At 72.8% G+C, this 23650-nt stretch carries 18 protein-coding genes and 1 pseudogene; 9 read left to right on the forward strand and 10 right to left on the reverse strand.

Features of this window, described 5'->3' with window-relative positions; translation table 11 throughout:
• Positions 1-129 precede the first annotated feature (129 nt).
• Complete coding sequence (locus JK359_RS21980; protein ID WP_201838189.1) at positions 130-2148, forward strand: phosphocholine-specific phospholipase C; 2019 nt, start codon at positions 130-132, stop codon at positions 2146-2148.
• 80 nt (positions 2149-2228) lie between these two features.
• Here the strand turns inward: JK359_RS21980 and JK359_RS21985 are convergent, their stop codons facing one another.
• Entirely contained in the window at positions 2229-3254 is a 1026-nt protein-coding gene (locus tag JK359_RS21985; RefSeq protein WP_201838191.1) for a Gfo/Idh/MocA family protein, read from the reverse strand.
• A 104-nt stretch (positions 3255-3358) separates the two neighbouring features.
• A complete protein-coding gene (locus tag JK359_RS21990) occupies positions 3359-4453 on the reverse strand; it encodes a baeRF3 domain-containing protein (protein ID WP_201838192.1) in 1095 nt (364 codons plus the stop codon).
• Positions 4454-4609: 156 nt separating this feature from the next.
• Here JK359_RS21990 and JK359_RS21995 point away from each other — a divergent pair, with 156 nt between their 5' ends.
• Together JK359_RS21995 and asnB are read left to right on the forward strand one after the other, a co-directional pair.
• On the forward strand, positions 4610-5389 hold the full coding sequence (locus JK359_RS21995; RefSeq protein WP_201838195.1) for an alpha/beta fold hydrolase: 780 nt from the start codon (positions 4610-4612) through the stop codon (positions 5387-5389).
• Between the two features lie 274 nt (positions 5390-5663).
• The gene (gene asnB, locus JK359_RS22000) at positions 5664-7505 is read left to right on the forward strand and encodes an asparagine synthase (glutamine-hydrolyzing) (protein ID WP_201838197.1); all 1842 of its coding nucleotides are present in this window, start codon (positions 5664-5666) and stop codon (positions 7503-7505) included.
• Positions 7506-7632: 127 nt separating this feature from the next.
• Here the strand turns inward: asnB and JK359_RS22005 are convergent, their stop codons facing one another.
• Both JK359_RS22005 and JK359_RS22010 read right to left on the reverse strand, forming a co-directional pair.
• A complete protein-coding gene (locus JK359_RS22005; protein WP_201838199.1) occupies positions 7633-8154 on the reverse strand; it encodes a DUF4232 domain-containing protein in 522 nt (173 codons plus the stop codon).
• Positions 8155-8325: 171 nt separating this feature from the next.
• Positions 8326-9930: an alpha/beta hydrolase gene (locus JK359_RS22010; protein WP_201838201.1), complete on the reverse strand. Its 1605-nt coding sequence runs from the start codon at positions 9928-9930 to the stop codon at positions 8326-8328.
• Between the two features lie 288 nt (positions 9931-10218).
• Here JK359_RS22010 and JK359_RS40205 point away from each other — a divergent pair, with 288 nt between their 5' ends.
• Together JK359_RS40205 and JK359_RS22020 are read left to right on the forward strand one after the other, a co-directional pair.
• Positions 10219-10878: a chaplin gene (locus tag JK359_RS40205; RefSeq protein ID WP_201838206.1), complete on the forward strand. Its 660-nt coding sequence runs from the start codon at positions 10219-10221 to the stop codon at positions 10876-10878.
• 233 nt (positions 10879-11111) lie between these two features.
• Complete coding sequence (locus JK359_RS22020; protein ID WP_201838208.1) at positions 11112-11966, forward strand: GNAT family N-acetyltransferase; 855 nt, start codon at positions 11112-11114, stop codon at positions 11964-11966.
• A gap of 206 nt (positions 11967-12172) precedes the next feature.
• Here the strand turns inward: JK359_RS22020 and JK359_RS22025 are convergent.
• Positions 12173-13159 (reverse strand): annotated as a pseudogene (locus tag JK359_RS22025) (MFS transporter); the annotation flags it as partial.
• Between the two features lie 59 nt (positions 13160-13218).
• Here JK359_RS22025 and JK359_RS22030 point away from each other — a divergent pair.
• Positions 13219-13605, forward strand: coding sequence for a MerR family transcriptional regulator (locus JK359_RS22030; protein ID WP_201838209.1), 387 nt, complete (start codon positions 13219-13221; stop codon positions 13603-13605).
• A gap of 40 nt (positions 13606-13645) precedes the next feature.
• Entirely contained in the window at positions 13646-14422 is a 777-nt protein-coding gene (locus tag JK359_RS22035) for a GNAT family N-acetyltransferase (protein WP_201838211.1), read from the forward strand.
• Position 14423: 1 nt separating this feature from the next.
• Here JK359_RS22035 and JK359_RS22040 read toward each other — a convergent pair whose 3' ends face one another.
• Positions 14424-14687: a GlsB/YeaQ/YmgE family stress response membrane protein gene (locus JK359_RS22040; RefSeq protein WP_201838213.1), complete on the reverse strand. Its 264-nt coding sequence runs from the start codon at positions 14685-14687 to the stop codon at positions 14424-14426.
• 226 nt (positions 14688-14913) lie between these two features.
• On the opposite strand from JK359_RS22040, the gene JK359_RS22045 reads away from it, so the two are divergent.
• Complete coding sequence (locus JK359_RS22045; RefSeq protein ID WP_201838215.1) at positions 14914-16353, forward strand: hydrolase; 1440 nt, start codon at positions 14914-14916, stop codon at positions 16351-16353.
• 109 nt (positions 16354-16462) lie between these two features.
• Here JK359_RS22045 and JK359_RS22050 read toward each other — a convergent pair whose 3' ends face one another.
• Together JK359_RS22050 and JK359_RS22055 are read right to left on the reverse strand one after the other, a co-directional pair.
• On the reverse strand, positions 16463-19174 hold the full coding sequence (locus JK359_RS22050) for a glycoside hydrolase family 2 protein (protein ID WP_201838217.1): 2712 nt from the start codon (positions 19172-19174) through the stop codon (positions 16463-16465).
• Between the two features lie 106 nt (positions 19175-19280).
• The gene (locus JK359_RS22055; RefSeq protein ID WP_201838219.1) at positions 19281-20465 is read right to left on the reverse strand and encodes an ROK family protein; all 1185 of its coding nucleotides are present in this window, start codon (positions 20463-20465) and stop codon (positions 19281-19283) included.
• A gap of 117 nt (positions 20466-20582) precedes the next feature.
• Here JK359_RS22055 and JK359_RS22060 point away from each other — a divergent pair, with 117 nt between their 5' ends.
• Entirely contained in the window at positions 20583-22037 is a 1455-nt protein-coding gene (locus tag JK359_RS22060; protein ID WP_201838221.1) for an APC family permease, read from the forward strand.
• A 190-nt stretch (positions 22038-22227) separates the two neighbouring features.
• On the opposite strand, the gene JK359_RS22065 is transcribed toward JK359_RS22060, so the two are convergent.
• Together JK359_RS22065 and JK359_RS22070 are read right to left on the reverse strand one after the other, a co-directional pair.
• Entirely contained in the window at positions 22228-22662 is a 435-nt protein-coding gene (locus JK359_RS22065) for an SPW repeat protein (RefSeq protein ID WP_201838223.1), read from the reverse strand.
• Between the two features lie 90 nt (positions 22663-22752).
• Positions 22753-23367: a sigma-70 family RNA polymerase sigma factor gene (locus JK359_RS22070; protein ID WP_201838231.1), complete on the reverse strand. Its 615-nt coding sequence runs from the start codon at positions 23365-23367 to the stop codon at positions 22753-22755.
• Positions 23368-23650: the final 283 nt, after the last annotated feature.

Raw genomic sequence — 23650 nt, forward strand, 5'->3', positions numbered from 1 at the left:
GGCTCCCGGCCGCGACTTCGACTCCTGTTCATCCGTGCCTCACCGCACGGGTATGGACCCCGACGATCACCGCATGCACCCTGACGCGCGGTGTGCCACAGGGGCACCCCTGCGACGAGGACGGGGCGAATGACACCGATCAGCCGAAGAGGCTTCGTGGGGCTCGGCGCTTCCGTGGCGGCGGGCGTGGCGCTCGGCGCCGGCACGCGCACGGCTGCCGCGGCCACGACGACCGGCACGATCAAGGACGTGCAGCACGTGGTGATCCTCATGCAGGAGAACCGCAGCTTCGACCACTACTTCGGGCGTCTCAAGGGCGTGCGTGGCTTCGACGACCGCAGCGGCATCACCCTGAGCGGCGGGCACTCGGTCTTCGACCAGCCGAACGGCCTCGGCCGTCAGTACCCGTGGAAGCTCAGCGCCACCCCGGCCGCCGGGGGGAAGGACGGCGAGACCCTCGCCCAGTGCAACGGCGACCTGCCCCACTCCTGGTCCTCGCAGCACTCCGCCTGGAACAAGGGCCGCCTCGACAACTGGGTCGCGGGCGTGGGCAACGTCCGCTCGCTCGGCTACCTGGACCGCTCGGACATCCCGTTCCACTACGCCCTCGCCGACAACTACACGATCTGCGACGCCTACTTCTGCTCCACACTCAGCGCCACCGGCCCCAACCGCACCTACCTGTGGAGCGGCAAGGTCGATCCCACCAGCTACGACGGCGGTGACGAGTCGGGTCTGACCTGGCAGAACTACGCCGAGTCGCTGCAGGCCGCCGGGGTCACCTGGAAGGTGTACCAGAACGCCGCCGACAACTACGGCGACAACGGCTGCGCCTACTTCAAGAACTTCACCGACGCACGGCCGGGCAACCCTCTGTACGACCGGGGCATGTCCTCGGTGCCGCGGGCGACCGGCTCCACCCCCGACGACATCGCCGCCGCGATCAAGGCCGACGTCGTCGCGGGCACCCTCCCGCAGGTCTCCTGGGTCGTCCCGAACCAGGCCTTCTCCGAGCACCCGTACGCCCCGCCCGGCGACGGCGCCCACTTCATCGGCCTCGTCTACCAGGCCCTCGCAGCCGACCCGGACGTCTTCGACTCGACGGTCCTGTTCCTCAACTACGACGAGAACGACGGCTACTTCGACCATGTGCCGCCGCCGGCGCCGCCCGCCGGGACGGCCGGCGAGTTCCTCAACGGGGTGCCCTACGGCTTCGGCTTCCGCGTGCCGATGATCGTCATCTCGCCCTGGACGCGCGGCGGCTGGGTTTCCTCGGAGGTCTTCGAGCACACCTCGGTGCTGCGGTTCCTGGAGACCTGGACGGCGGCGCTGGGCAAGCCCGCCAAGTGCCCCCACATCAGCGACTGGCGGCGCAAGGTCAGCGGCGACCTCACCGGGGTCTTCGACTTCGCCCGCCCGGTGTACGGGCCGGTCTCCCTGCCGGCGACCGGTGTCATCGGCATGAGCACGTGCGGCCCGCTGCCCAATCCGGTGCCCACGAACAACGCCCTGCCCGCCCAGGAGTCCGGCACGCGTCCCGCGCGCGCCCTGCCCTACCAGCCGAACGGCTACCTGGACCGGCTCGAGTTCGGCGCCGCCGGGAAGGTCCTCGCCTGGTTCACCATGGCCAACCAGGGCGCACCGGCGTCCCGGGCGGCCCACTTCTCCATCCACCCCAACGCCTACCGCGACACCACGCCCTGGCAGTACACCGTCGACCCGGACGGCGCGGCCGCGGACTCCTTCAACATCGGCACCGGCTTCGGCGGCGGCAAGTACGACTTCACCATGCTCGGGCCCAACCGCTTCCTGCGCCGCTTCAAGGGCGACGCGACCAAGGCGGGCAAGTCCGCGGAGGTGCGCCCCCGGTACGCCGTCGAGCCGGGCACGGGCAAGCCGGCCGTCTACTTCAAGATGACCAACTCGGGTTCCGCGGCGGTGAAGTTCACCATCACCTCCCACCACTACCGCAGCGACGGGCCCTGGACGTACACCGTCGCCGCGGGAGCCTCGGCGGAGGACTGGTTCAACGCCGTCGCCTACCAGAACGGCTGGTACGACTTCACGGTGACCGTCGACTCGGACGCGACCTGGTCGCGCCGGTTCACCGGGCACCTCGAAACGGGCACCGCGAGCGTCAGCGGCTGACCGTGGTGAGCGTCACCGGCGCTCCGCGGCGAGCACCAGCGGTTGACCGCGGCGGGCGTCACGGCTCACCGCGGCGAGCGTCAGCGGCTGACCGCCGTGTACAGGTCCGGGCGCGGGGCGAGGTCGACGGCCACCCGGCGGCCGGTCTCCAGCGCCCGGACCCCCGCCTCGGCGACGACGGACGCCGTGTAGCCGTCCCAGACGTCCGGGCCGGTGACCTCCCCGCGCCGGGCGGCGTCGACCCATGCCTGCAGCTCCCGGTCGTAGGCGTCGGCGAAGCGGACGAGATAGTCCTGCGCCACCTCCTCACGGGCGCCGTCCCGGGTGGTGACCACCATGGTGTGGTCGTCGCCGATCCGGGCGCTGCCCGCCTCGCACACGGCCTCGCAGCGCACCTGGTAACCGAAACCCGAGTTGACGAAGACCTCCACGTCGACCAGTGCGCCCCGCTCGGTCTCGAAGAGCACGAACTGCGGGTCGGCCAGGCCTTCGGGCGCACCCGTGGACGCCGTGGGCCGCAGCACGGTGACCGCCGTCAGCTCCTGGCCGAGCAGCCAGCGGGCGGCGTCGATCTCGTGCGAGACCGAGCTGTTGATCAGCATGGCGCTGGTGAAACCGGCGGGGGAGGAGACGTTGCGGTGCGTGCAGTGCAGCATCAGCGGCCGGCCCAGACCGCCCCCGTCCAGAAGGGCCTTCAGCCGGCGGTACTCGGCGTCGTAACGGCGCATGAAACCGATCTGCGCCAGCCGTCGGCCGAGCCCGGCCTCGGCCTCCACGATGCGCAGGGCACCGGTGGAGTCCGGCACCATGGGCTTCTCGCACAGCACCGGCAGCCCCCGGGCGAAGGCGGCGAGCAGCGCCTCCTCGTGCGCGGGGCCGGGGGAGGCGATCAGGACCGCCGCCACGTCCGGCGCGTCGAGTGCGGCCGCCGGATCGGCGTGCACGCTCACCCCCGCCAGGCCTGCCGCCGCCTCCCGGGCCCGGTCGAGGTCCGGGTCGGCCACGGCCGCGACCCTGGCGCCACTGACCACCCGGTCGAGCCGCCGTATGTGGTCGGCCCCCATGTGGCCGGCGCCCAGTACCGCCACGCCCAGCAGGTCACCCATGTGTGCCGTCCCTCTCGCCGACGATCACGCCGTAGCGTACGCCGACGAGAGAGGGTTCCCGCGGGAGGCCTCCGCCGGAACGCCGAGGCTCGGCACCACCGGGCTCAGAAGCGCAGCACCCCGGCGATCCCGTCCGCGTCGGCCAGCGTGCCGTCGGGCACGAAGCGGACGTCGGCGCCGGTCTCCAGGCACTGCTCCACGATCTCGTCCACGATGTCGTCGCGGGCGTCCAGGTCGCCGGGGTCGGCCGGTACCAGGTGTTCGCCCAGGTCACGGACGGTCGCGCGGTAGTTCTCCTCCACGGCGAGCAGCCGGACCCGGCCCTCCCGGGCGCTCTGCCACAGCTCGTCCAGCCCGGCGGCGAAGGTCCGGTGGCCGCGCGCGGACGTCAGTTCCCGGACCACGGAGCCGGTGTCCTTCGTCGCCTCCGCCTCCAGCACCGGCCGGATGGCCTGCCACACGGCGTCGGGTCCGGAGTGCGCGAGCCCGCCGTGGGGCACGTGCACGGCGGCCTTGGCCACGCTCCCCACCTCGTCGATCAGCGAGAGCGCCGCCGGATCGCCGGTGACGTACAGCGGGCGGGGCTGCTCGCGCAGGACCGTGCTCAACGCGGTGTCCGCCTCGCGCAGGAACTGGCGGGTGCCCTCGTCGCGGAAGGTGCTCGGCACCTCGCCGATGCGCTCCTGGCGCTCGGCGTCGAAGTTCACCCGGTCCCGGACGAGCGGGAAGCTCCCGGAGCGGTCCTCGACGACCCGGTCCGGGCCGCCGCTCCACAGGGTGACGCGGTCGGCGGAGAGCGACATGACCCAGAACGGCCGCTCGGCGGCCTGCGCGGCGACCAGGTTGCGGGTGAGGAAGGTGTCCGAGAGCACCACCCGCTCGGGGACGCTGCGGGCCAGCGACCAGACCTGGTGCTCGCCCGGCGCGGCGAAGATCACCAGACCGTCCTCGGCGTGCGCCAGGTCCACCTCCGCCAGGGCCCGGTCGAGCTGCGCCACCACGTCGTTGCGCCGCTCACGCGTCACGGAGGGGTCGGACTCCAGGCGCCGGCGCGCCTCGGTCACCACGTTGCGCAGCCGGACCGGATCCTGGCCGCCTCCTCGTTCCCGACGGTGCGTCGGGGTCAGCACGGAGACCGCCGGGTAAGGGCGCGGACGCCGCAGTTCGGCAAGGGTTGCGGGACTCAGTGCATGCTCCATGACAGCACGATAGGACCTATTCACCTTTACGGCATTCGGGGTAATGCGGACCTGGTGAACTCCCCTGGGTTCCTTGCCGGAGTCCGGTGACGCAGGGGCGCCGGGGCGGCTACCGTACCCGTCAGTAACCGACAGTGCCGCACCCAGGAGGCCCCCATGCCGCAGCTCGACGTCGACGGAGCGAGACTGACGTACGACGACGAGGGCCCGCGCGACGCGGCCGACGTCCCCCTGGTGTTCGTGCACGGTTGGACCGCCGACCGGCATCGCTGGGACCACCAGATGGCTCATTTCTCCACGCGGCGCCGGGTGGTCCGGCTGGACCTGCGCGGCCACGGCGAGAGCACCGGTGCCGGGGTGCGGACCATCGGCGAGCTGGCCCGGGACGTCCTCGCGCTCCTGGACCACCTCGAAGTGGAACGGTGCGCGCTGGTCGGCCACTCGATGGGCGGGATGATCGCGCAGACCGTCGCGCTCGGGCACGCCGCCCGGGTGGAGCGGATGGTGCTGGTCAACTCCATCGGCCGGATGGCCTACAGCCGTGGCCGGGGCCTGCTGATGGCGGCCTCCACGCTGGTGCCGTTCAAGCTGTTCGTCGCGGCCAACATCCAGCGGGCGTTCGCTCCCGGGTACCCGCGCGAGGAGATCCGGGAGCACATCCGTGCCTCCGCCGCCACCCCGCGCGAGGTCGTCATGACGCTCTACGGCGCCATGCGGGCCTTCGACGTCCTGGACCGGGCCGGCGAGATCGCCGTACCGACGCTGATGGTGCACGGATACCACGACGTCCAGCTGCCGGTGGGGCAGATGCTCCGCATGGCCAAGGCCTATCCCGACGCGGTCGTCCGCATCCTGGACGCGGGGCACGAGCTGCCGCTGGAGAAGCCGGCCGAACTGACCGGAGCGCTGGATGCGTTTCTGACCGCGAAGCGGTGACGTCGGGGGAGCTTGAGGAAGTCTTTGCCCGTGGCCGGTTCTTGCCGGTCACGGGCCGGTGGTGCGGCCGTCGGCGGTTTTTGCGGAGGCAAAACCCGGCCGAATTCCGTGAGGAAGGCGCCACCACCGTGCCGCGGCCCGCGTTGACGCGCCCGGGTGCCTGACGGACGCTCGACATATAGGTGCTCGATACAACTGGTTTGCCGGCCGGCCCTCCGGGACCGTGACAGCGCGGCCGAGCGCGGGCCGGCCGGCCCGGAGCGGGAGGTAGCGCATGTGCGGCATCACCGGGTGGGTCTCCTTCGACCGTGATCTGACCGCCGAGGCCACCACATTGCATGCGATGACCGAGACGATGGCCTGCCGGGGCCCGGACGACCGCGGCACCTGGACCGAGGGTCCCGCCGCCCTCGGCCACCGCCGGCTCGCCATCATCGACCTCCCCGGCGGCCGGCAGCCGATGTCCCTGCCGACCCCCGAGGGCACCGTGGCCCTGGTCTACTCCGGCGAGACGTACAACTTCACCGAACTGCGGCGCGAACTCACCGGCCGTGGCCACCGGTTCACCACCGATTCCGACACCGAGGTCGTGCTGCACGGCTACCTGGAGTGGGGCGACGCGGTCGCCGAACGGCTCAACGGCATGTACGCGTTCGCGGTCTGGGACGGCCGGCACGGCAAACTGGTGATGATCCGCGACCGCATGGGCATCAAGCCGTTCTACTACCATCCGACCCTCGACGGCGTCGTGTTCGGCTCCGAACCCAAGGCGGTCCTCGCCAACCCGCTGGCCCGCCGCCGCGTCACGCCGGACGGCCTGCGCGAGCTGTTCGTCATGGTCAAGACGCCGGGACACGCCGTCTGGGACGGCATGCGCGAGGTCGAGCCCGGCACCGTCGTCACCGTCGACCGCTCCGGCCCGTCCACCCGCGTGTACTGGCGGCTGGAGACCCGCCCGCACACCGACGACCGCGACACGACCGTCAGCACCGTGCGCTCGCTCCTCGACGACATCGTCCGCCGGCAACTCGTCGCCGACGTACCGCGCTGCACCCTGCTCTCCGGCGGCCTGGACTCCTCCGCCATGACCGCGCTCGCCGCCCGGCAACTCGGGGAGCAGGGCGAGAAGGTGCGCAGCTTCGCCGTCGACTTCGTCGGCCGGACCGAGCACTTCGTCGCCGACGAGCTGCGCGGGACCCCCGACACGCCCTTCGTGCACGACGTGGCCCGGCTCGCCGGAACCGACCACCAGGACATCGTGCTCGACTCCGAGGCACTCGCCGACCCCGCCGTGCGCGAGCAGGTGATCCGGGCCCGCGACCTGCCGGCCGGCTTCGGTGACATGGACGCCTCGCTGCTGCTGCTCTTCCGCGCGATCCGGGAGAAGTCCACGGTGGCCCTGTCCGGCGAGTCCGCCGACGAAGTGTTCGGCGGCTACCTGCAGTTCTTCGACGAGGAGGCGCGCCGCGCCGACACCTTCCCGTGGCTGGCGACCATGGGCCGCCACTTCGGCGAGGACGCCGGCGTGCTGCGCGGCGACCTCGCCAGGACCCTCGACCTCGAGGCCTACGTGGCCGACGGCTACCGCTCCGCTGTGGCCGGCATCGACCGGCTGGACGGCGAGAGCGACCTCGAGTACCGGATGCGGCAGATCAGCCACCTGCACCTGACCCGCTTCGTGCGCATGCTGCTCGACCGGAAGGACCGGATGAGCATGGCCGTCGGCCTGGAGGTCCGGGTGCCGTTCTGCGACCACCGGCTGGTCGATTACGTCTATAACGCCCCGTGGGCCCTGAAGTCCTTCGACGGCCGGGAGAAGAGCCTGCTGCGGGAGGCTACGGCGGACGTCCTGCCGCGCTCGGTGTACGAGCGCGTGAAGAGCCCGTACCCGTCCACCCAGGACCCGCGGTACGCCCGTGCGCTCCAGGAGCAGGCCAGGGACCTGCTGGCGGGGCCCGGCCACCAGGTCTTCGACCTCGTCGACCGGCGCCGGGTCCGGGCCGCCGCGGAGCGGACCGAGCCGGTCAGCACCCAGGCGTCCCGGCGGGATCTGGAACGCACCCTGGACCTCGCGGCATGGCTGGACCTCTACACGCCCGAGCTGGCACTCGGCTGACGGCCGCCCGCCAGGCCCCGGCGGACGGCCGCCCGTCAGGCCCCGGCGGCCGGTGCGGAGCCCGCCCCGCCGGCCGGTGCTGTGCCCGCCGATGCCCCGTGCCCGGCCGGCTCCGGCGGGCAGGTGTTCAGCCGAGCCCGATGGCGTGGTCCGCGGCCGCCGCCGACCGCTGCCACCACGTGGTCACCGGCTCCCACACCACGACCTTGCGGCCGGTGCCGAGCCGGGCGGCCGGGAAGGAGCGGCCCCACTGCGCGGCCGACGCCGACACCGTCACCGAGTCCACCCGGCGGGCCTCGGGGTCCGCCGGATCGGCGATGGTCCGGACGTCGGCGTAGGCCGTGCCGCCCGGCGTGAGGCGGTAGGTGCCGGTGCCGCCCTGCGGCACCGGGAGCGCGGCGCCGTCCAGGTCCCCGAAGGTCACGGTGGGCACGCGGTCCACGACGCAGGCGCGGGCGCCGCGGTTGGTGACGCGGACCCGCAGCACGGTCGGGTCGGTGGGCACGGCCTCGGCCCGGAGCGACAGCGCCTTCTCGGCGCAGCGGACGGTCCGCTCGTGGCCGGGCGCGGCCTGGCTCTGCGGTGCGGTCAGCAGCAGGGCCGTCGCGGCGGAGGCGGCGGGCACGATGAGGGCGGCGCGGGTGCGCATGCGGGTCTCTCCCTGGGATCGTCACGTACGGGCAGCGGCGGCCGAAGCGCGCCCGACCGGTGTGACGACGAGCGTGCCCGGCAGGTTGCCCCGGTTCGCCGCTTCTACCCGCTCGCACCCCTCTGTCACCCTCCGGCGGTGGACGCGCGCACCGGACGGTGGTGCGGCTCGTCATCCGGTCGTGGTGCCGGTACCGCTGTCGCCGGGCTGGTCCGCCGGGCAGGAGCTGCCGTTGGCGGGCAGCGCGCCGTACAGCAGGAAGTCGTTGACCTTCCGGTGCACGCACTTGGACGAGGTGTACCCGGTGTGCCCCTCGCCCTTGTTGTCGAGCACGACGGCCGCGGGACCGAGCCGCCGGGCCGTCTCCACGGTCCACCGGTACGGCGTCGCGGGGTCGCCGCGCGTGCCCACCAGCAGCATCTTCGCCGACCGGACGTCCTTCACCTCGTCGCGGATGAAGTCGGTCCCCCGGGGCCGGCCGTAGCAGAGGAGCAGTTCCGTGAGCCGGAAGCGGCCGAAGACCGGCGAGGCCCGCTCGTACGCGGCCCGCAGGTCCTCGAGGTCCTTGGTGATCCGCGCCGCGGTGGGCCGGTCGGGGTCGTCGGCGCAGTTGATCGCCATCAGCGCGGCCGGCAGGTTGTCCATCGGGACGTCCTGGATGTCGGCCAGCCCACCGTCCTCGCGGTGCCCGCCGCGGGGCACCTGGATGCCGCCCGAGGAGAAGGCCAGGACGCGCCGGGTGTCGCCGTCCTCGACCAGCGAGGCCAGCGCCTGTTTCAGGGAGGGCCACAGCGTCCGGTCGTAGAGGGCCTGCCCGATGGCACCCACCAGGTCCTGGCCGGAGAACGCGCCGCCGAGGTCCGAGGGCACCGGGTTCTCGTCGAGCGAGCGCACCAGCCGGAGCACCTCGTCCCCGGCCGTCCGCGGATCCTGCCCGAACGGACACGCGACATCGCCCGTACACCAGTCGACGAAGTCGTCCAGCGCCGTCTGCTGTCCCTCGGCGCCCGCCAGCCCCTGCTCGGCCAGCGGCTCGGTCAGGGTGTCCACGCCGTCGAGGACGAGCCGGCCGACCTTGCCCGGGAACTGCGCCGAGTAGACGGCGCCGAGCCGGGTGCCGTAGGAGAAGCCGAGGTAGTTGAGTTTGTCGTCGCCCAGCGCCTGGCGGATCACGTCCATGTCGCGGGAGGCGTTCACGGTGCCGATGTGGCCCAGCACCGGCCCGGAGTGCCGGGCGCAGTCCTTGGCGGCCTGCTGCAGCTGCCTGAGCAGCACCTGCGGGTGGCTGAGATCGACGTCCTCCTGCGTCACGGCCGCGACCTCGTCGCTGCCCTCGCCGCAGCTGACGGGGGAGGAGCGGCCGACGCCGCGCGGGTCGAAGGTGACCACGTCGTAGCCGTTGGTCAGGTCCATGAACTGCCGGCCCTCGGAGGCCAGGCCGGGGACGCCGGGGCCACCGGGGCCGCCGAAGTTCAGCAGCACCGAGCCCCGGGACGTGCCGGTGGCGCGGTAGCGGGCCAGGGCCAGGTCCAGCGTGCCCGCCCGCGGTCGCGCGTAGTCGAGGGGAACGGTGACCTTTCCGCACTGCAGGTCCCTGGGCATGTCCAGACCCTCGCAGGCGCCCCACGTCACCTTCTGCCGGTAGAACCGGGTCAGGTCGGGCTGGGGCCGGTCGGCGGCGGCAGCGGGCAGCCCGGCCCCGAGCAGCGCGAGGGCCAGCGCCGAGGCACCCGCGCAGCGCCGCACGGCGGGCCGTGTGGACAGCATGGCCAGCATCGTTCGCCTCCCGGGGCACGCGGCCGTCGCGGACCGGGGACGGCACCCTCGGATCACCATAAGCGGGCCCCGGACGGCACGCCTCCGGGCGAGCGGGACGGCGGTGACTGCCGTATTCTCCGCGCCCCGCATGCCCGATGAAGATCACTAAGCGGCTTTACGCCTAGTTCGATAACAGTGACGCTCGATGGGGTGAAAGACCGATTAGCCATAACTCCGACTGTTTCCCCGGCGTTCTATGGGGGTGCGGGTGGTCGCCCGCAACGATCTCTGGAAGGCAGGGAAACAATGAGACGCGCTACCCGAAACGGTGTGATCGCCGTCGCCGCCGCGTCCGGCGCGATGGCCGTGGCGCTCCCGGTGTCCGCCGCCTTCGCGGCCGACGGGGCCGGCGCCGAGGGCTCCGCGGCCGGCTCGCCCGGACTGCTCTCAGGCAACGGCATCCAACTCCCGGTGCACGTGCCGGTCAACGTGTGCGGCAACACCGTGAACGTCGTGGGGCTGCTCAACCCGGCCGCGGGCAACGCCTGCGCGAACACCGGCCCGGCGAAGGACGGCAAGACGGCCGGGCCGGGCGGGGCGTCCGCGCGGGGCGACGTCACCGACTCGCCCGGCGTCGTCTCGGGCAACGGCATCCAGCTCCCCGTCCACCTGCCGGTGAACGTCACCGGCAACAGCGTCGACGTGGTCGGGGTGGGGAACCCGGCCGAGGGCAACCACTCGTCCAACGGCCCCGACGCCCCGCACACCCCGGTCCCGAAGCCGCGCGCGCCGCACCCCGCCGCCCCGGCCCGGCCCCACCCGGCGCGGCATGCCCCGCGGCCGGCGTCGTCCACCCTGGCCCACACCGGAGCGGACGTGACGGTCCCCGCCGTCGCCGGGAGTGCGGCGCTCCTCGTCGCGGGCGCCACCCTGTACCGCCGGTTCCGTCCGGGCCGCACCGGCTGACCCGCCCGCGCTCGGTCCCACCGGACGCCGCGACGGCGGGGCCGGGCGTGGCCGGCCGTGCCGCGGCGTCGCCCGAACTCCCTTCCTCGGCAGGCAGATCCGCGCGGAGCGCGAGGTGCATCGGCTGATCCCTGCGTGGCGCGGCCCCCCGTTGATCCGGAAGGATGCTGCGGGCGGCCGGCCGAGGGCCGTGCCGTACGACAGCCCGACCCCGACGGAAACGGAGCGCATCCATGATCTCTGCGGCCCCCCAGGACCTCGTCGTCACACAGGCCACCCTCGCCGACTGGCCGGTGATCAGCGAGTGGGCGGCGGCGGAGGGCTGGAACCCCGGGCTGTCCGACGGGCCCGCGTTCTTCGCCCAGGATCCCGACGGGTTCTTCCTCGGCCGGATCGACGGGGAACCGGTGTCGGCCGTCTCCGTGGTGAACTACGGCCCCGCCTACTCCTTCCTCGGCTGCTACCTCGTCCGTCCCGACCTGCGCGGTCACGGCCACGGCCTCACCACCTGGAAGACCGCCCTGGCGCACGCCGGGAACCGGACCGTCGGCCTGGACGGGGTCGTCGCCCAGCAGGACAACTACCGCCGGTCCGGCTTCGAACCGGCCTACCGCACCATCCGGTTCTCCGGCACCGCCCCCGAGGCCGAGGCACCCGCGGGCGTCCGCCCGGCAGGCCCTGCCGACCTGGCCGCGGTCACCGCCTACGACAGCGCCTGCCAGCCCGCCGACCGCCCGCGCTTCCTCGCCGAGTGGCTCACGGGACCCGGCCACCGTGCCGTCGTCCGCGAGGACGGCGGGCGCCTCACCGGCTACGGCGTGATCCGGCCCGGCCGGGACGCCCTGCGCATCGGCCCGCTGTTCGCCGACACCGCCGAGGACGCGCGGGCCCTGTTCGCCGCCCTCACCGCGGCCGCCGCCGGCCGCGAGGTCGCCGTCGACGTGCCCGAGCCGAACAAGGCCGGCGTCGCCCTGGCCGAACAGGCCGGACTGCGGCCCTCGTTCGAGACCGCCCGCATGTACACCGGCCCGGTGCGCGAGCACGCCCGGGAGCGCGTGTTCGGCGTCACGACACTCGAACTCGGCTGACCTCCGGGGCAGGGCCGCGCCGCCCGGCCGGGAAGGCGTGCCGGCGCCCCGCCGCGACCGTCACCAGGGCCAGCAGGACCGGCGGGAGCGCGGTCGGGCAGCGCCCCGGGGCCCGCCGTGTCCAGCGCCAGGCCGCCGGTGAGGGAGCCGGCGGCGATGCCCGCGTTGTACACCGTGGTCTGCAACGAGGTCGCCACATCGGCGTCGGCCGGTCCCGACGCGTTCACCAGAGCCGTCTGGATCAGCGTCGGCGCCCCGCCGAAGGCCACGCCCCAGCACGCCACCGCGCCGGCCGGCAGCCCCCGCACCCCGGCGCCCAGCCCCAGCGCCAGGAGGACGGACCCGACCAGCGCGAGCGCCGCCAGCAGCGTGGGCCGCGGACACCGGTCGATCACCGCACCGGTCACCCAGATCCCGGCCACCGTCGCACTCCCGAACACCGCCAGCAGCACACCCGTACGGCCGTGTCCGGCGTACGCGGCGAACGGGGCGAGGTACGTGTACATCACCTGGTGGCCCAGCAGCAGGCAGAACGTCACGGACAGCACCGGGCGGATGCCCGGCCGCACCGCGACCCGGACGAGCGGCACGCGCGCGTGCGCCGGCTCGCCGGGGAAACCGGGCACCCGGAGCCGTACCCACCCCACGAGCAGCACGGCGAGCACGGCCAGCGTGCCGAACACCGACCGCCAGCCCACCGCACCCGCCAGCGCGGTACCGGCGGGCACCCCCAGGGCCAGGGCCAGGGTGATCCCGGCCAGCACCACGGCGATGGCCCGCCCGCGCCGCTCGGCCGGCACCATCCGGGCCGCGTACCCGGCGAGCATCGCCCACAGCGTGCCGCCCGTCGCACCGGCCAGCAGCCGGGCCGCGAAGGTGAGCGGGTACGACGACGAGAGCGCGACCAGCGCGTTGCTGAGCGCGAACCCCAGCAGCGCAGCGCAGAGCACCGGCCGCCTGGGCAGCCCGCGCACGGCGGCGGTGACCGGGACCGCGGCCAGGAAGGAGGCGGCGGCATAGGCGGTGACGAGGAAACCGATGCGGGACTCGGCGACGCCGAGCGGAGGGGCCATGGCGGGCAGCAGGCCCGCCGGGAGGAGTTCGGTCAGCACGGCGGTGAACGCGGCGCAGGACAGGGCCAGCAGCCCCGACCATGGCAGCGGACCGCCCTTGACCTGCGAGGACGTGGTCATGCGACCATGGTGGAACCTTCACATCAGTGTGAAGGTCAAATGCGGCTGAGGAGGCGCCCGTGCGCATCGGTGAACTGTCCCGCCGTACGGGCGTCCCGACCCGCCTGCTGCGCTACTACGAGGATCAGCGCCTCCTGCGTCCGGACCGCACCGGGAACGGCTACCGCAGCTACCCCGAGTCCGCGGTCGCGGACGTGCAGCAGATCCGCGGACTGCTGGACTCCGGCCTCACCACCGAGATGATCCGCGCGCTGCTGCCGTACCTGTGCGGGCCCGGCGACCTCGTCCCGGACCCCGGGAGCGTGCCGCCGGAGACGGCCGCGCTGCTGCAGGGGCACATCGACCGCATCCAGTCCCGCATCGACTGCCTGGCCCGCAACCGCGACCGGCTCAGCGCCTACCTGGCGGCGGTACGGCCGGGAGCCGGTGCGGGCGGTGGCCGGTAATTCCTTTGCCCAGCCGGGTCGTTCCTGCTGGAGTGGGGGCATGGATCACAGCGCCGTGCTCGCCCTGTACGACCGGGTCATGCGGGAGGGCGCCCTGCCCGACGGCCCGGGGGCCCGGATCGAGCGGGCCGGTGCGGTGGTGCGTCAGGTCGCCGGCCCGCAGGGCTGGAACGGCGTGCTCTGGTCCGGCCTGGACGCGAAGGGCGCGGACCGCGCCGTCCGGGAGCAGATCACCCGCTTCACCGCGCTGGGCCGGGACTTCGAGTGGAAGCTCTACGCCCATGACGAGCCGGCGGACCTCGCGACCCGGCTGCTCGCCGCCGGCTTCCGGGCCGAGCCCGAGGAGACGCTGATGATCGGCGAGGTGGCCGGACTCGCACCGGCCACGGCACCTCCGCAGGGCATCCGCCTCGTGCGGGCCGCCGACCCGGCCGGCGTCGAACTCGTCGTGGACGTGCACGAGAAGAGCTTCGGCACCGACGGCGCCCGGCTGCGGCACCAGTTGCTCGCCCGCCTGTCCGACGCCCCAGGAACCGTCGTCGCCGTGGTCGCCCTCGCCGGTGCCGAACCCGTCGGCGCGGCCCGCATGGAGCTGGTGCCGGGCACCCCGTTCGCCGGACTGTGGGGCGGCGGGACCGTCGCGGCCTGGCGCGGCCGGGGCCTCTACCGTGCCCTCGTCGCCGACCGGGCTCGGGTCGCCGCCGCCCACGGATACCGCTACCTCCAGGTCGACGCCTCACCCATGAGCCGTCCGATCCTGGAGCGCCTCGGCTTCCACGCCGTGAGCACCACGACGCCGTACCTGTACGCGGGCTGACTCACCGCCGGGCGCGGGTCCGGTCCAGCGCGGCCACCCCCAGCGCCGCCAGGGCGATCTGAATCAGCCACTCGATCCAGTCGGGCCCCTTGGTGTCGGCGACCCCGAACCCGGCGGCGATCGCCGAGCCCAGCAACGCGGCCACGATGCCGACGACGATGGTCCACAGGACCCCGATGTGCTGCCGTCCGGGGACGGCCAACCGGCCCAGTACACCGATGACGAGACCGATCACGATGGCGCTGATCACGCCTGAAATCTCCATGGCCATCCCTCTTCGACGCTTCCGTTTGCGAACCCCGCTGACGAGGCATGTGCCCGCTGTGGGCGCGGCCACGCCGCCCCGGTGGTGGCCGGATGCTTCTGTTCACCAGGGCTTCATGTCGTGTACCTTTCAACCGATCGACGCGTGTAGAACCCTCGAGCGGGCTCTACGCGCGCAGAATCGGCGCCCGTTCCGCCTCTCCCCACCCCTCATGGAGGTTCGCCGGATGCCCGGATCCCCGAGATCCCGCCGCAGATTCACCACCGCCCTGGCCGGTTTCGGGCTGCTCCTCACCGGTGCCGCCGTCCAGGTCGGCACCGGCACGCCCGCCCGCGCGGCGACCACGCACCGAGTCCTGTTCGACAACGCCCACGCCGAGACGGCCGGCAACGCCGACTGGATCATCTCCACCAGCCAGCCCGACCCGCTCGGCCAGGACTCCTCCCCGTCCGCCGAGACCGACTGGACCGGCGCCCTGTCCTCCTGGGGCGTGGCGCTGCAGAAGACCGGCGGCTACAGCCTGAAGACGCTGCCCTCGGGCTCGAGCCTCGCCTACGGCGGCTCGTCCGCGACCGACCTGTCGAACTTCGACACGCTGGTGCTGCCCGAGCCCAACACGATGTTCTCCGCCGCCGAGAAGACGGCGATCATGAACTTCGTGAAGAACGGCGGCGGACTGTTCATGATCTCCGACCACACCGGCGCCGACCGCAACAACGACGGCTACGACGCGGTCGAGATCTTCAACGACCTGATGACGAACAACAGCGTCGACTCCACCGACCCGTTCGGCTTCTCGGTCGACTCGCTGAGCATCGGCTCCGACCACCCCGCCGCCGTCGCCGACAGCACCGACCCGGTGCTGCACGGCTCCTTCGGCACCGTCGGCAAGAGCCTCATCGCCAGCGGCACGACCGCCACCCTGAAGCCCGCCGACAACCCCGGCGTCAAGGGCCTTCTCTACCGCACCGGTTACTCCGGCAACACCGGAGCCTTCTTCGCCACCAGCACCTTCGGCAGCGGCCGGGTGGCGTTCTGGGGCGACAGCTCCCCGGTCGACGACGGCACCGGCCAGTCCGGCAACACCCTGTACGACGGCTGGAACGACTCCGGCGCCACCAACGCGCCCCTCGCCCTCAACGCCACCGAGTGGCTCGCCGGTGCGGGCGGCGGCGGTGGCGGTGGCGGCACCTGCACGGCCGCCCAGCTGCTGGCCAACCCCGGCTTCGAGTCGGGGGCCACCTCCTGGACCGCGACCAGCGGTGTCATCACCGCCGACACCGGCGAGGCCGCGCGCACCGGCTCCTACAAGGCCTGGCTGAACGGCTACGGTTCGGCCCACACCGACACCCTCGCGCAGACGGTCTCCGTCCCGGCCGGGTGCACGAGCGCCACCCTCGGCTTCCACCTCCACGTCGACACCGACGAGACGACCACCTCGACGGCCTACGACACCCTGAAGGTGCAGGTCCTGAACAGCAGCGGAACAGTGCTGTCGACCCTCGCGACCTACTCGAACCTGAACGCGGCGAGCGGCTACACCCGGCGCAGTCTCAACCTCGCGAGCTACGCCGGCCAGACCGTCACGATCAAGTTCACCGGCACCGAGGGCTCCACCCTCCAGACGTCGTTCGTCATCGACGACGCCGCGCTCGACGTCGGCTGAGGCACGGCTGAGGCACGCAGGGGCCAGGCCGAGCCGTGCGAAGGCCGGGCCGAGCCACGGACAGGGGGTGGCCCGCACGGGCTCACCCCCCTGTCCTTCCGTGTGCGCGTCAGGCCGCGGGCACCGTCCGCTCCGCCGTGTTCCACCCGGAGACCCGCACGCCCGGCGCCGACCCGTGCAGGTCGGCCGTACGGTACTGGGCGGTCAGCGTCACCGACTCGCCCGGCCACAGGCTCACCTCGTTGTCCGACCAGCGCACGGGCAGCACCGGCCTGTCCTTCCCGTCCACGAGGTGGACGTCCGTCATCAGTGCCGGAGTCGTCCCGCTGCCGGTGCGGCGCAGGGTCACCGTCGTGGTCGAGGTGCCGTCCGACGAGGTCGTGGCCGCCGTCGCCGACACCTGGGCCGGCGCCATCGAGGCGAGCCCCTTGAGGTCGGCGTACCGCGTCGTCGGTGTGTAGTACCAGGTGGTGCCGTTCCAGTCGAGGGTGTCGGGGCTGGTGGAGAGCCAGTACACGTTCCGGCTCACCTCCTTGCCGTCCGCGTCGGTCAGCACCAGCCGGAGCAGATGCGTGCGTGCCGGCCCGCTCACCGCGGACGGCAGGGTCAGCGCGCGGCCGTGCGCCCCGTCACCGGGCACCGTCAGCCCGGCGACGGTCCTGTCGTAGCGCTGTGTGCCGTCTGGGTCGAAGAGGGTGGCCCGCGCGGTGAGGTGCTCGGCGCGGCTGTGCCGGTTGTTCACCACGACCACCGAGCGGTCGTCGTAGGAGTACTGGACGTGCAGCGGCTCGTTCGCCTTCTTGGCGCCGAAGTAGGCGCCGTTCTGGTCCAGGTAGCGGTCCGTCAGCTGCCAGTGCAGGGAGGTCCAGCCGCTGTTGAACATCCAGTGGATCACCCCGGTGGCGGGCCCGCTGGTGTCCGTCGCGCCGCGGCCGTACGCCTCGAACTGGGCGCGGACGCTCTCGTACTGGGCGAGCTGGGCCTTGCGCACGTAGTCGGTGAGGCCCGTGGGGGCTCCGTAGCGGCCGGCGAGTGCCTTGTTGTAGATCCGGAGCGTGCCGAAGGTGGTGGACGGTGAGCGGTGGTACTGCTTCGCGTCGGGGCTCTTCCAGAGGGTGTCCAGTTCGGCGGGGGTCATCATCCGGCGCAGGGTGTCGATCGTGGGGATGCTCGGGCCCGCGCTGGTCTCGGAGTTGAAGCCGGTGGCCCCGCCCTCGCGCTTGGCGTACCAGTAGCCGGGCGGCACCCAGTCGTAGGGGCCCGTCATCTTCATGCCCGATGCGCCGAGTTGCGGCGAGGAGGCGTCGGACGCGGCGGGGACGACGGGGACGGGCCAGTCCGCCGCCCGAAGGGCCTCCAGGTAGTCCTTCTCGATCGTCGCGTTCGGCGCGGCGTCGCTGCCGATCAGGAAGGACAGCACGCTCGGGTGATCACGCAGCCGGGCGGCCTCGGCCGCCATGGACGCCTTCGCCACGGAGTGGTCGGCATCCGTCCACCGTTCTCCGGAGCCGCTGGGATTGACGTCACCCTCCCACTTGTCGCAGCACTCCCAGCCCGGCAGGACGAGCACGCCGACGCGGTCGGCCAGGTCGAAGAACTCGTCCGGCTCCAGGTGGCCCTCCAGCCGGACCGTGTTCAGGCCCAGGTCGACCGCGTACCTCAGACGGTCCTCGGCGTAGCCGCGGTCCCAGCGCAGGAACTCGTCCGGGGACCAGCCCCCGCCTTTGATCAGCAGTTCCCGGCCGTTGATCCGGTACTGGCGGGCGCCGCCGGAGTTCAGCGGGGCCCGCACGTCACGGATGCCGAAGGTCTCGTGCGCGGTGTCCGACGCCCTTCCGGCGACGGTGGCGGTGAGGGCGAGTTCGTACAGCGGCTGTCCGCCCATGCCGGCCGGCCACCACACCTCGGGGCCGGTGAGGTGCAGGCCGGGGGTGCCGGCGGGGGAGAAGGTGACGGATTTCGTCTCGTGCGCGGCGAGCGGGACGGTCCTGGTGAACCGGACCCCGCCCACGCTGCCACCGACCTCGGCCGTGACCGGGGCGTCCGTGTCGTTGCGGGCCAGGGCCTTGACCGTCAGGTCGGCGGCGGCGAGCGAGGGCACGGCCAGCTCGGTGACCACGTGCGCGTCGCGCAGCGCGACCGGGCCGGACCTGCGGACCAGGACGTCGCGGACGAGCCCCATGTTCCGGTCGGGCGGCGGCTGGAGCCAGTCGAGCCAGCCCATGGTGAGCTTCTTGTTCGGGTCGTTGGGCTGGACGCGGAAGGCGACCGTGTTCGTGCCGGACCGGACCAGCGCGGTGATGTCCAGCTCGTGCCGGGTGTAGGCGCCGGCGACCCGCGCGGCCTCGGCGACCCGGTGGCCGTTGACGTAGACGTCCGCCGCGGAGACGACGCCGCTGAAGTCGAGGTACGTGCGTCCAGCGGTGTCCGCGACGGTGAAGTCGGACCGGTACCACCAGGGCACCTCGAAGTCGGCCTTCGGGATCTGCTGCTGGTTGGTGGAGTGGAACGGGTCGGCGTACACCCCGTTCGCGAGCAGGGCGGCCAGCACCGTGGAGTGAGGGCCCGCCGGGTACCAGCCCCGCGCCGGATAGCCGGGGGAGGACACGGCCGCCGCGGAGTCGCCCACCTTCGCCGTGGACTGCACGGCGTAGCCGGAGAGCGGGGTGCTGCTGCCGGCGGCGGAGGGGACGTGGGTGACGGGGGCGGGCCGGTGCCGCTCCGTCGTGCCGGACCCGGCCCAGGCGCCGGTGGTAAGGGCGGCGGCCAGCGCGAGCAGCGCGGCGGCCGTGGGGAACCGACGGGCGGGGCGAGGGAACACGGCGGTCTCCAGCCTCGTAAAGTTAGGAAACTTTACTAACCTGGGTCACGCTAGGACGCGCCCCGTGCCGTGTCAACGATCCGCGCCCTCGTGGGCGTTGCCCGGGTCAGGTTCCGGCCGTCCGGCGCTCGAACACCATGGCACGAGCGGTGTCCAGAGCCGTGGCCACCGCGCCGAGCAGCACCGCGTCCTCGCCCAGCCGGCCCGGTGCGATCCGCGGGCGCAGCGGCGTGAGGGTGCGCAGATGCTCCTGGACCGGCCGCAGCAGCAGGTCGACGCTGTGCCCGACCCCGCCGCCGAGCACCACCAGGTCCGGGTCGAGCACCGCGGCGGCGGCCGCCACCGTGTGCGCGATCCGCTCGCCCTCCAGCTGCACCGCCCGGACGGCGGCCGGATGCCCCTGCCGGGCCGCGTCGAACACGGCCTTCGCGGTGAGCTGTCCGCTCATCCCGAACTGCCGGGCGGCCTCCACCACCGCCTCCCCGGACACCGCGTCCTCCAGCCGCTCCGGTTTGCGCCCCCCGGGCCAGGGCAGGAAACCGATCTCCCCGGCCAGTCCGTGCGCCCCCGTGAACAGCCGCCCCTCGCCGACGATCCCCATGCCGAGGCCGGTGCCTATCAGGATGTAGGCGAAGAGCCGGCTCCCCGCGCCGACGCCGTAGGTGTACTCGCCGAGCGCGGCCAGATTGGCGTCGTTGTGCACCTCCAGCGGCACGCCGAGTTCCGTGCTCATCCGGTCGACGATCCCCGCCCGGCCCCAGCCCGGCAGGTGCATCGCGTACCGCACCCGCCGCTGCTTCTCGTCGTAGACACCGGGCGTGCCGACCACCCCGTGCACCACCTCGGCCGGGTCCACACCCGAGTTGGCCGTCACCTGCCGGGCGGTGTCCACGACCAGGCCGGCCAGCGCGGCCGAGGCGCGGGCCCGGTTGCGCACGTCGGCCCGGGCGACGACCGTGCCGTCCAGGTCGGCCACCGCCACCCGCAGCCAGCCCCGCCCGATGTCCACGCCGAGCGCGTACCCGGCCGCCGGGTCGGGGGCGTAGAGCACGGCGGTGCGTCCGCGTTCCGGGGCGTGCGTGCCGACCTCGTGGACCAGGCCGGCCGCCGCGAGCGAGGCGAGCGCGCTGGACACGGTCGGCTTGGACAGACCCGTCTCCCGGGCCAGCTGGGCGCGCGAGGCCGCGCCGAGGCCGCGCAGCCGCTCCAGCAGCAACCGCTCGTTGGTACTGCGCAGGCGCCGGCGGTTCCAGGGCTGTTCCTGCTGCTCCGTGACGTCACCTGCGCGCATCGCACCATTCTCGTGCACCCGTGCCATGTACTTGACGTGTCTAGTAAGTCTCCTTAACTTTATCGGCCAGTCGGCCCCGCCGGGTGGCCCGCAGCGCACGTCGCGTCAGGAGTCCCCATGTCCGGTAGCCCGCCACCCACGGGTGGCTTCGTCCGTCGTGTCGGTCTGTTCCAGGCCACGGCGATCAACATGAGCCAGATGTGCGGCATCGGCCCGTTCGTGACGATCCCGCTGATGGTCGCCGCGTTCGGCGGCCCCCAGGCGGTCGTAGGCTTCGTCGCGGGCGCGGTCCTGGCGCTGTGCGACGGGCTGGTCTGGGCCGAGCTGGGGGCCTCGATGCCCGGCTCCGGCGGCAGCTACGTCTATCTGCGCCAGGCCTTCCAGTACCGCACCGGCCGCCTCATGCCGTTCCTGTTCGTGTGGACGGCGATGCTCTTCATCCCGCTGATCATGTCCACGGGCGTGGTCGGCTTCGTCCAGTACCTGGGCTATCTCGCGCCCGGCCTGGGGCGGACCGCCGGCGACCTGATCGGCCTCGGCGTCATCGCGCTGGTGGTGATCCTCCTGTGGCGCGGCATCGAGCACATCGCCCGGATCACCGCCGTGATGTGGACCGTGATGGTCGCCTCGGTGCTGCTGGTCATCGTGGCCGCCGCGAGCGGCTTCAGCCCGCACCTCGCCTTCACCTATCCGGCGCACGCCTTCGACCTCACCGGCGCGCACTTCTGGCCGGGTTTCGCCGCGGGGCTGACGATCGGCATCTACGACTACCTCGGTTACAACACCACCGCGTACATGGGCGCCGAGGTCAAGGACCCCGGGCGCACCCTGCCGCGCTCCGTCCTCCTGTCGATCCTGGGCATCATGGCGATCTACCTGCTGCTCCAGATCGGTACCCTCGGCGTCGTCGACTGGCACCGGATGACCGACCCGCAGGACATCGCCTCCACCTCGGTGGCCAGCGCGGTGCTGGAGGAGACCTGGGGGAAGGGCGCCGCCGACACGGTCACCGTGCTGATCCTGGTCACCGCGTTCGCCTCCGTGTTCACCGGGTTGCTGGGCGGCTCCCGGGTGCCCTACGACGCCGCCCGCGACCGGGTCTTCTTCCGGCCCTACGGGAAGCTGCACCCCAGGCACCGCTTCCCGGTGCTCGGCCTCGCCACCATGGGCGTGGTCACCGCCGTGGGGTTCCTGATCGGCCGCCACACCGATCTCGCCACCCTGATCCAGCTGCTCACCACGGTGATGATCATCGTCCAGGCGCTCGCCCAGATCGTCGCGCTGACCGTGCTGCGCCACCGGCAGCCGGCCCTGCGCCGGCCGTACCGGATGTGGCTCTATCCCCTGCCGAGCGTCGTCGCCTTCGTCGGCTGGTGCGTGATCTACGGCTACGCGGACAGGAACTCCCCGGGCCGTCATCCCGTCGAGTGGTCCCTCGCCTGGGTGGCCCTCGGCTGTGTGGCCTATGCGGTCTGGGCGCGGCTGGAACGGGTGTGGCCGTTCGGACCGAAGGAGATCAGCGAGGAGTACGACACCCCTGAGGCGAGGCGGAGTACGACGCCCGCGAAGTGACGGATTTGCCGGCCGTGCTGTCCGGCCTCGAGTCACTGCTGGAGACCGGCCGGACGCTGCCGCAGGAGCCGTGGCTGGTCCCGGACCGCTGAACGGACACGGCGAAGGCCGGTCCGCCCGGGCGGACCGGCCACGCTCTTGTTCCCTTCCTTTCCTCTGTCTTCTCTTTCGCAGCTCTTGCGGGGCTCCGCTATGGCCTGGGAGTGCTCTTCGCCGCCGTGCCGGCGCACACCAGGCCGAGGGCGAGGGCCAGCGCTCCGATGACGATGTTGTTGACGATGACGCCCGCATCCGGAGCCCGGCCCACGATCCAGGGGGCGATGATCATCCAGATGCCCATGGCGCACATGGCCCAGCTCAGGCCGTACATCCGCTCGGGGGCGCGGGTGAATCCCAGAGCCAGCAGGCCGATGGCTATGCCCAGGATCAGGTTGTGGGTCGCGAGGGCGGGCTGGTTCGCCGAGTAGTGCACGATCCACGGGGACGCGGCACAGTACAGGCCGAGCAGGAACACGGGCCCGTCCACGAGTGCCACGTCACGACCGCCGAGCATGCGAGCGTAGCGATCCCGCATTTCGGAGACATCGGGGTGGCTCGATATGTCACCCCTGTGCAAGTTGGCCATGAGTCGTCTCCTTCGACTGTGCCGACCCAGACCGGGTCCGGCCCGGTGTGCGGTTGGCGCCGCATAGTCCAGTTTGCTCTTATTTCTTATTTATGTGTAGAGGTGTTCCAAGGTGCGGCGCAGCTGGTGCAGACCCCTTCGCGCATGGCTCTTGACCGTGCCCAGCGGCCATCCCGTGCGCTCCGCGATCTGGGTCTGGGTGAGGTCCTCGTAGTAGGCGAGGCACAGCACCCGTTGCTGGGGCGCGGGGAGCCGGGCCAGGGCGTGGCGTACGACGACACGGTCCAGCGTGGCCTCGGGGCGCCCGGCGGCCGGCTCGTCCGGCGACAGGGCCGCGGCGGCCGCAGCGACCAGCTCGCCGCGGCGCGTCCGGGCGGAGAGCGCGTCGGCGATCTTGCGCCGGGTGATGCCGGTGATCCACCCGGCCACCGTCCCGCGATCGGGCCGGTACCCGGCGCAGCCGCGCCAGACGCCGAGGAACACCTGCTGTGTGACGTCCTCGGCCTCCGTCGCGTCCCCCAGCGTGCGCCACGCCAGCGCGTGCACCATGGGCGACCAACGGCGGTGGACCAGCGCCAGACAGGCGTCGTCGCCGGCCGCCAGACCCTGGACGAGGTATGCGTCGCCGGGCCCCGGCAGCGCGTCGGCGGACCGGTCGTCCGCAGCGGCGGCACCGGCCGCCACGACAGTCGGATCCGGGCTCATGACGACGGCTCCTTCGTCTCGAAGGGGCCGGCCCGGGCAACGCCCCGGCCGACGGCGGACCAGGGCGCTCGCCGGTCCTTCCCCGGCGTCGGCCCCGTGTCCGCATGATCCGAGCCGGTGCGTCGAACGGACAACTCGCATCGCTTCTGCGTCGTATCGTCGTCGTATGGACCCGAGCGAAGCGGCGCGGACGACCGAACCTGGGACCGCCGAGCCGGTGCGAACGACGGAATCTGGGACCGCCGAGCCGGTGCGGACGACGGAATCTGGGACCGTGGAGCCG

Origin of the sequence: Streptomyces actinomycinicus (assembly GCF_016741775.1) — a bacterium.
In the GTDB taxonomy this organism is placed as follows: Bacteria; Actinomycetota; Actinomycetes; order Streptomycetales; family Streptomycetaceae; genus Streptomyces; species Streptomyces actinomycinicus.

Coding starts and splice junctions, on each gene's coding strand:
- JK359_RS21980 (WP_201838189.1), top strand. CDS start 130: ATGACACCGATCAGCCGAAGAGGCTTCGTGGGGCTCGGCGCTTCCGTG.
- JK359_RS21985 (WP_201838191.1), bottom strand. CDS start 3,254: ATGGGTGACCTGCTGGGCGTGGCGGTACTGGGCGCCGGCCACATGGGG.
- JK359_RS21990 (WP_201838192.1), bottom strand. CDS start 4,453: ATGGAGCATGCACTGAGTCCCGCAACCCTTGCCGAACTGCGGCGTCCG.
- JK359_RS21995 (WP_201838195.1), top strand. CDS start 4,610: ATGCCGCAGCTCGACGTCGACGGAGCGAGACTGACGTACGACGACGAG.
- asnB (WP_201838197.1), top strand. CDS start 5,664: ATGTGCGGCATCACCGGGTGGGTCTCCTTCGACCGTGATCTGACCGCC.
- JK359_RS22005 (WP_201838199.1), bottom strand. CDS start 8,154: ATGCGCACCCGCGCCGCCCTCATCGTGCCCGCCGCCTCCGCCGCGACG.
- JK359_RS22010 (WP_201838201.1), bottom strand. CDS start 9,930: ATGCTGGCCATGCTGTCCACACGGCCCGCCGTGCGGCGCTGCGCGGGT.
- JK359_RS40205 (WP_201838206.1), top strand. CDS start 10,219: ATGAGACGCGCTACCCGAAACGGTGTGATCGCCGTCGCCGCCGCGTCC.
- JK359_RS22020 (WP_201838208.1), top strand. CDS start 11,112: ATGATCTCTGCGGCCCCCCAGGACCTCGTCGTCACACAGGCCACCCTC.
- JK359_RS22035 (WP_201838211.1), top strand. CDS start 13,646: ATGGATCACAGCGCCGTGCTCGCCCTGTACGACCGGGTCATGCGGGAG.
- JK359_RS22040 (WP_201838213.1), bottom strand. CDS start 14,687: ATGGAGATTTCAGGCGTGATCAGCGCCATCGTGATCGGTCTCGTCATC.
- JK359_RS22045 (WP_201838215.1), top strand. CDS start 14,914: ATGCCCGGATCCCCGAGATCCCGCCGCAGATTCACCACCGCCCTGGCC.
- JK359_RS22055 (WP_201838219.1), bottom strand. CDS start 20,465: ATGCGCGCAGGTGACGTCACGGAGCAGCAGGAACAGCCCTGGAACCGC.
- JK359_RS22060 (WP_201838221.1), top strand. CDS start 20,583: ATGTCCGGTAGCCCGCCACCCACGGGTGGCTTCGTCCGTCGTGTCGGT.
- JK359_RS22065 (WP_201838223.1), bottom strand. CDS start 22,662: ATGGCCAACTTGCACAGGGGTGACATATCGAGCCACCCCGATGTCTCC.
- JK359_RS22070 (WP_201838231.1), bottom strand. CDS start 23,367: ATGAGCCCGGATCCGACTGTCGTGGCGGCCGGTGCCGCCGCTGCGGAC.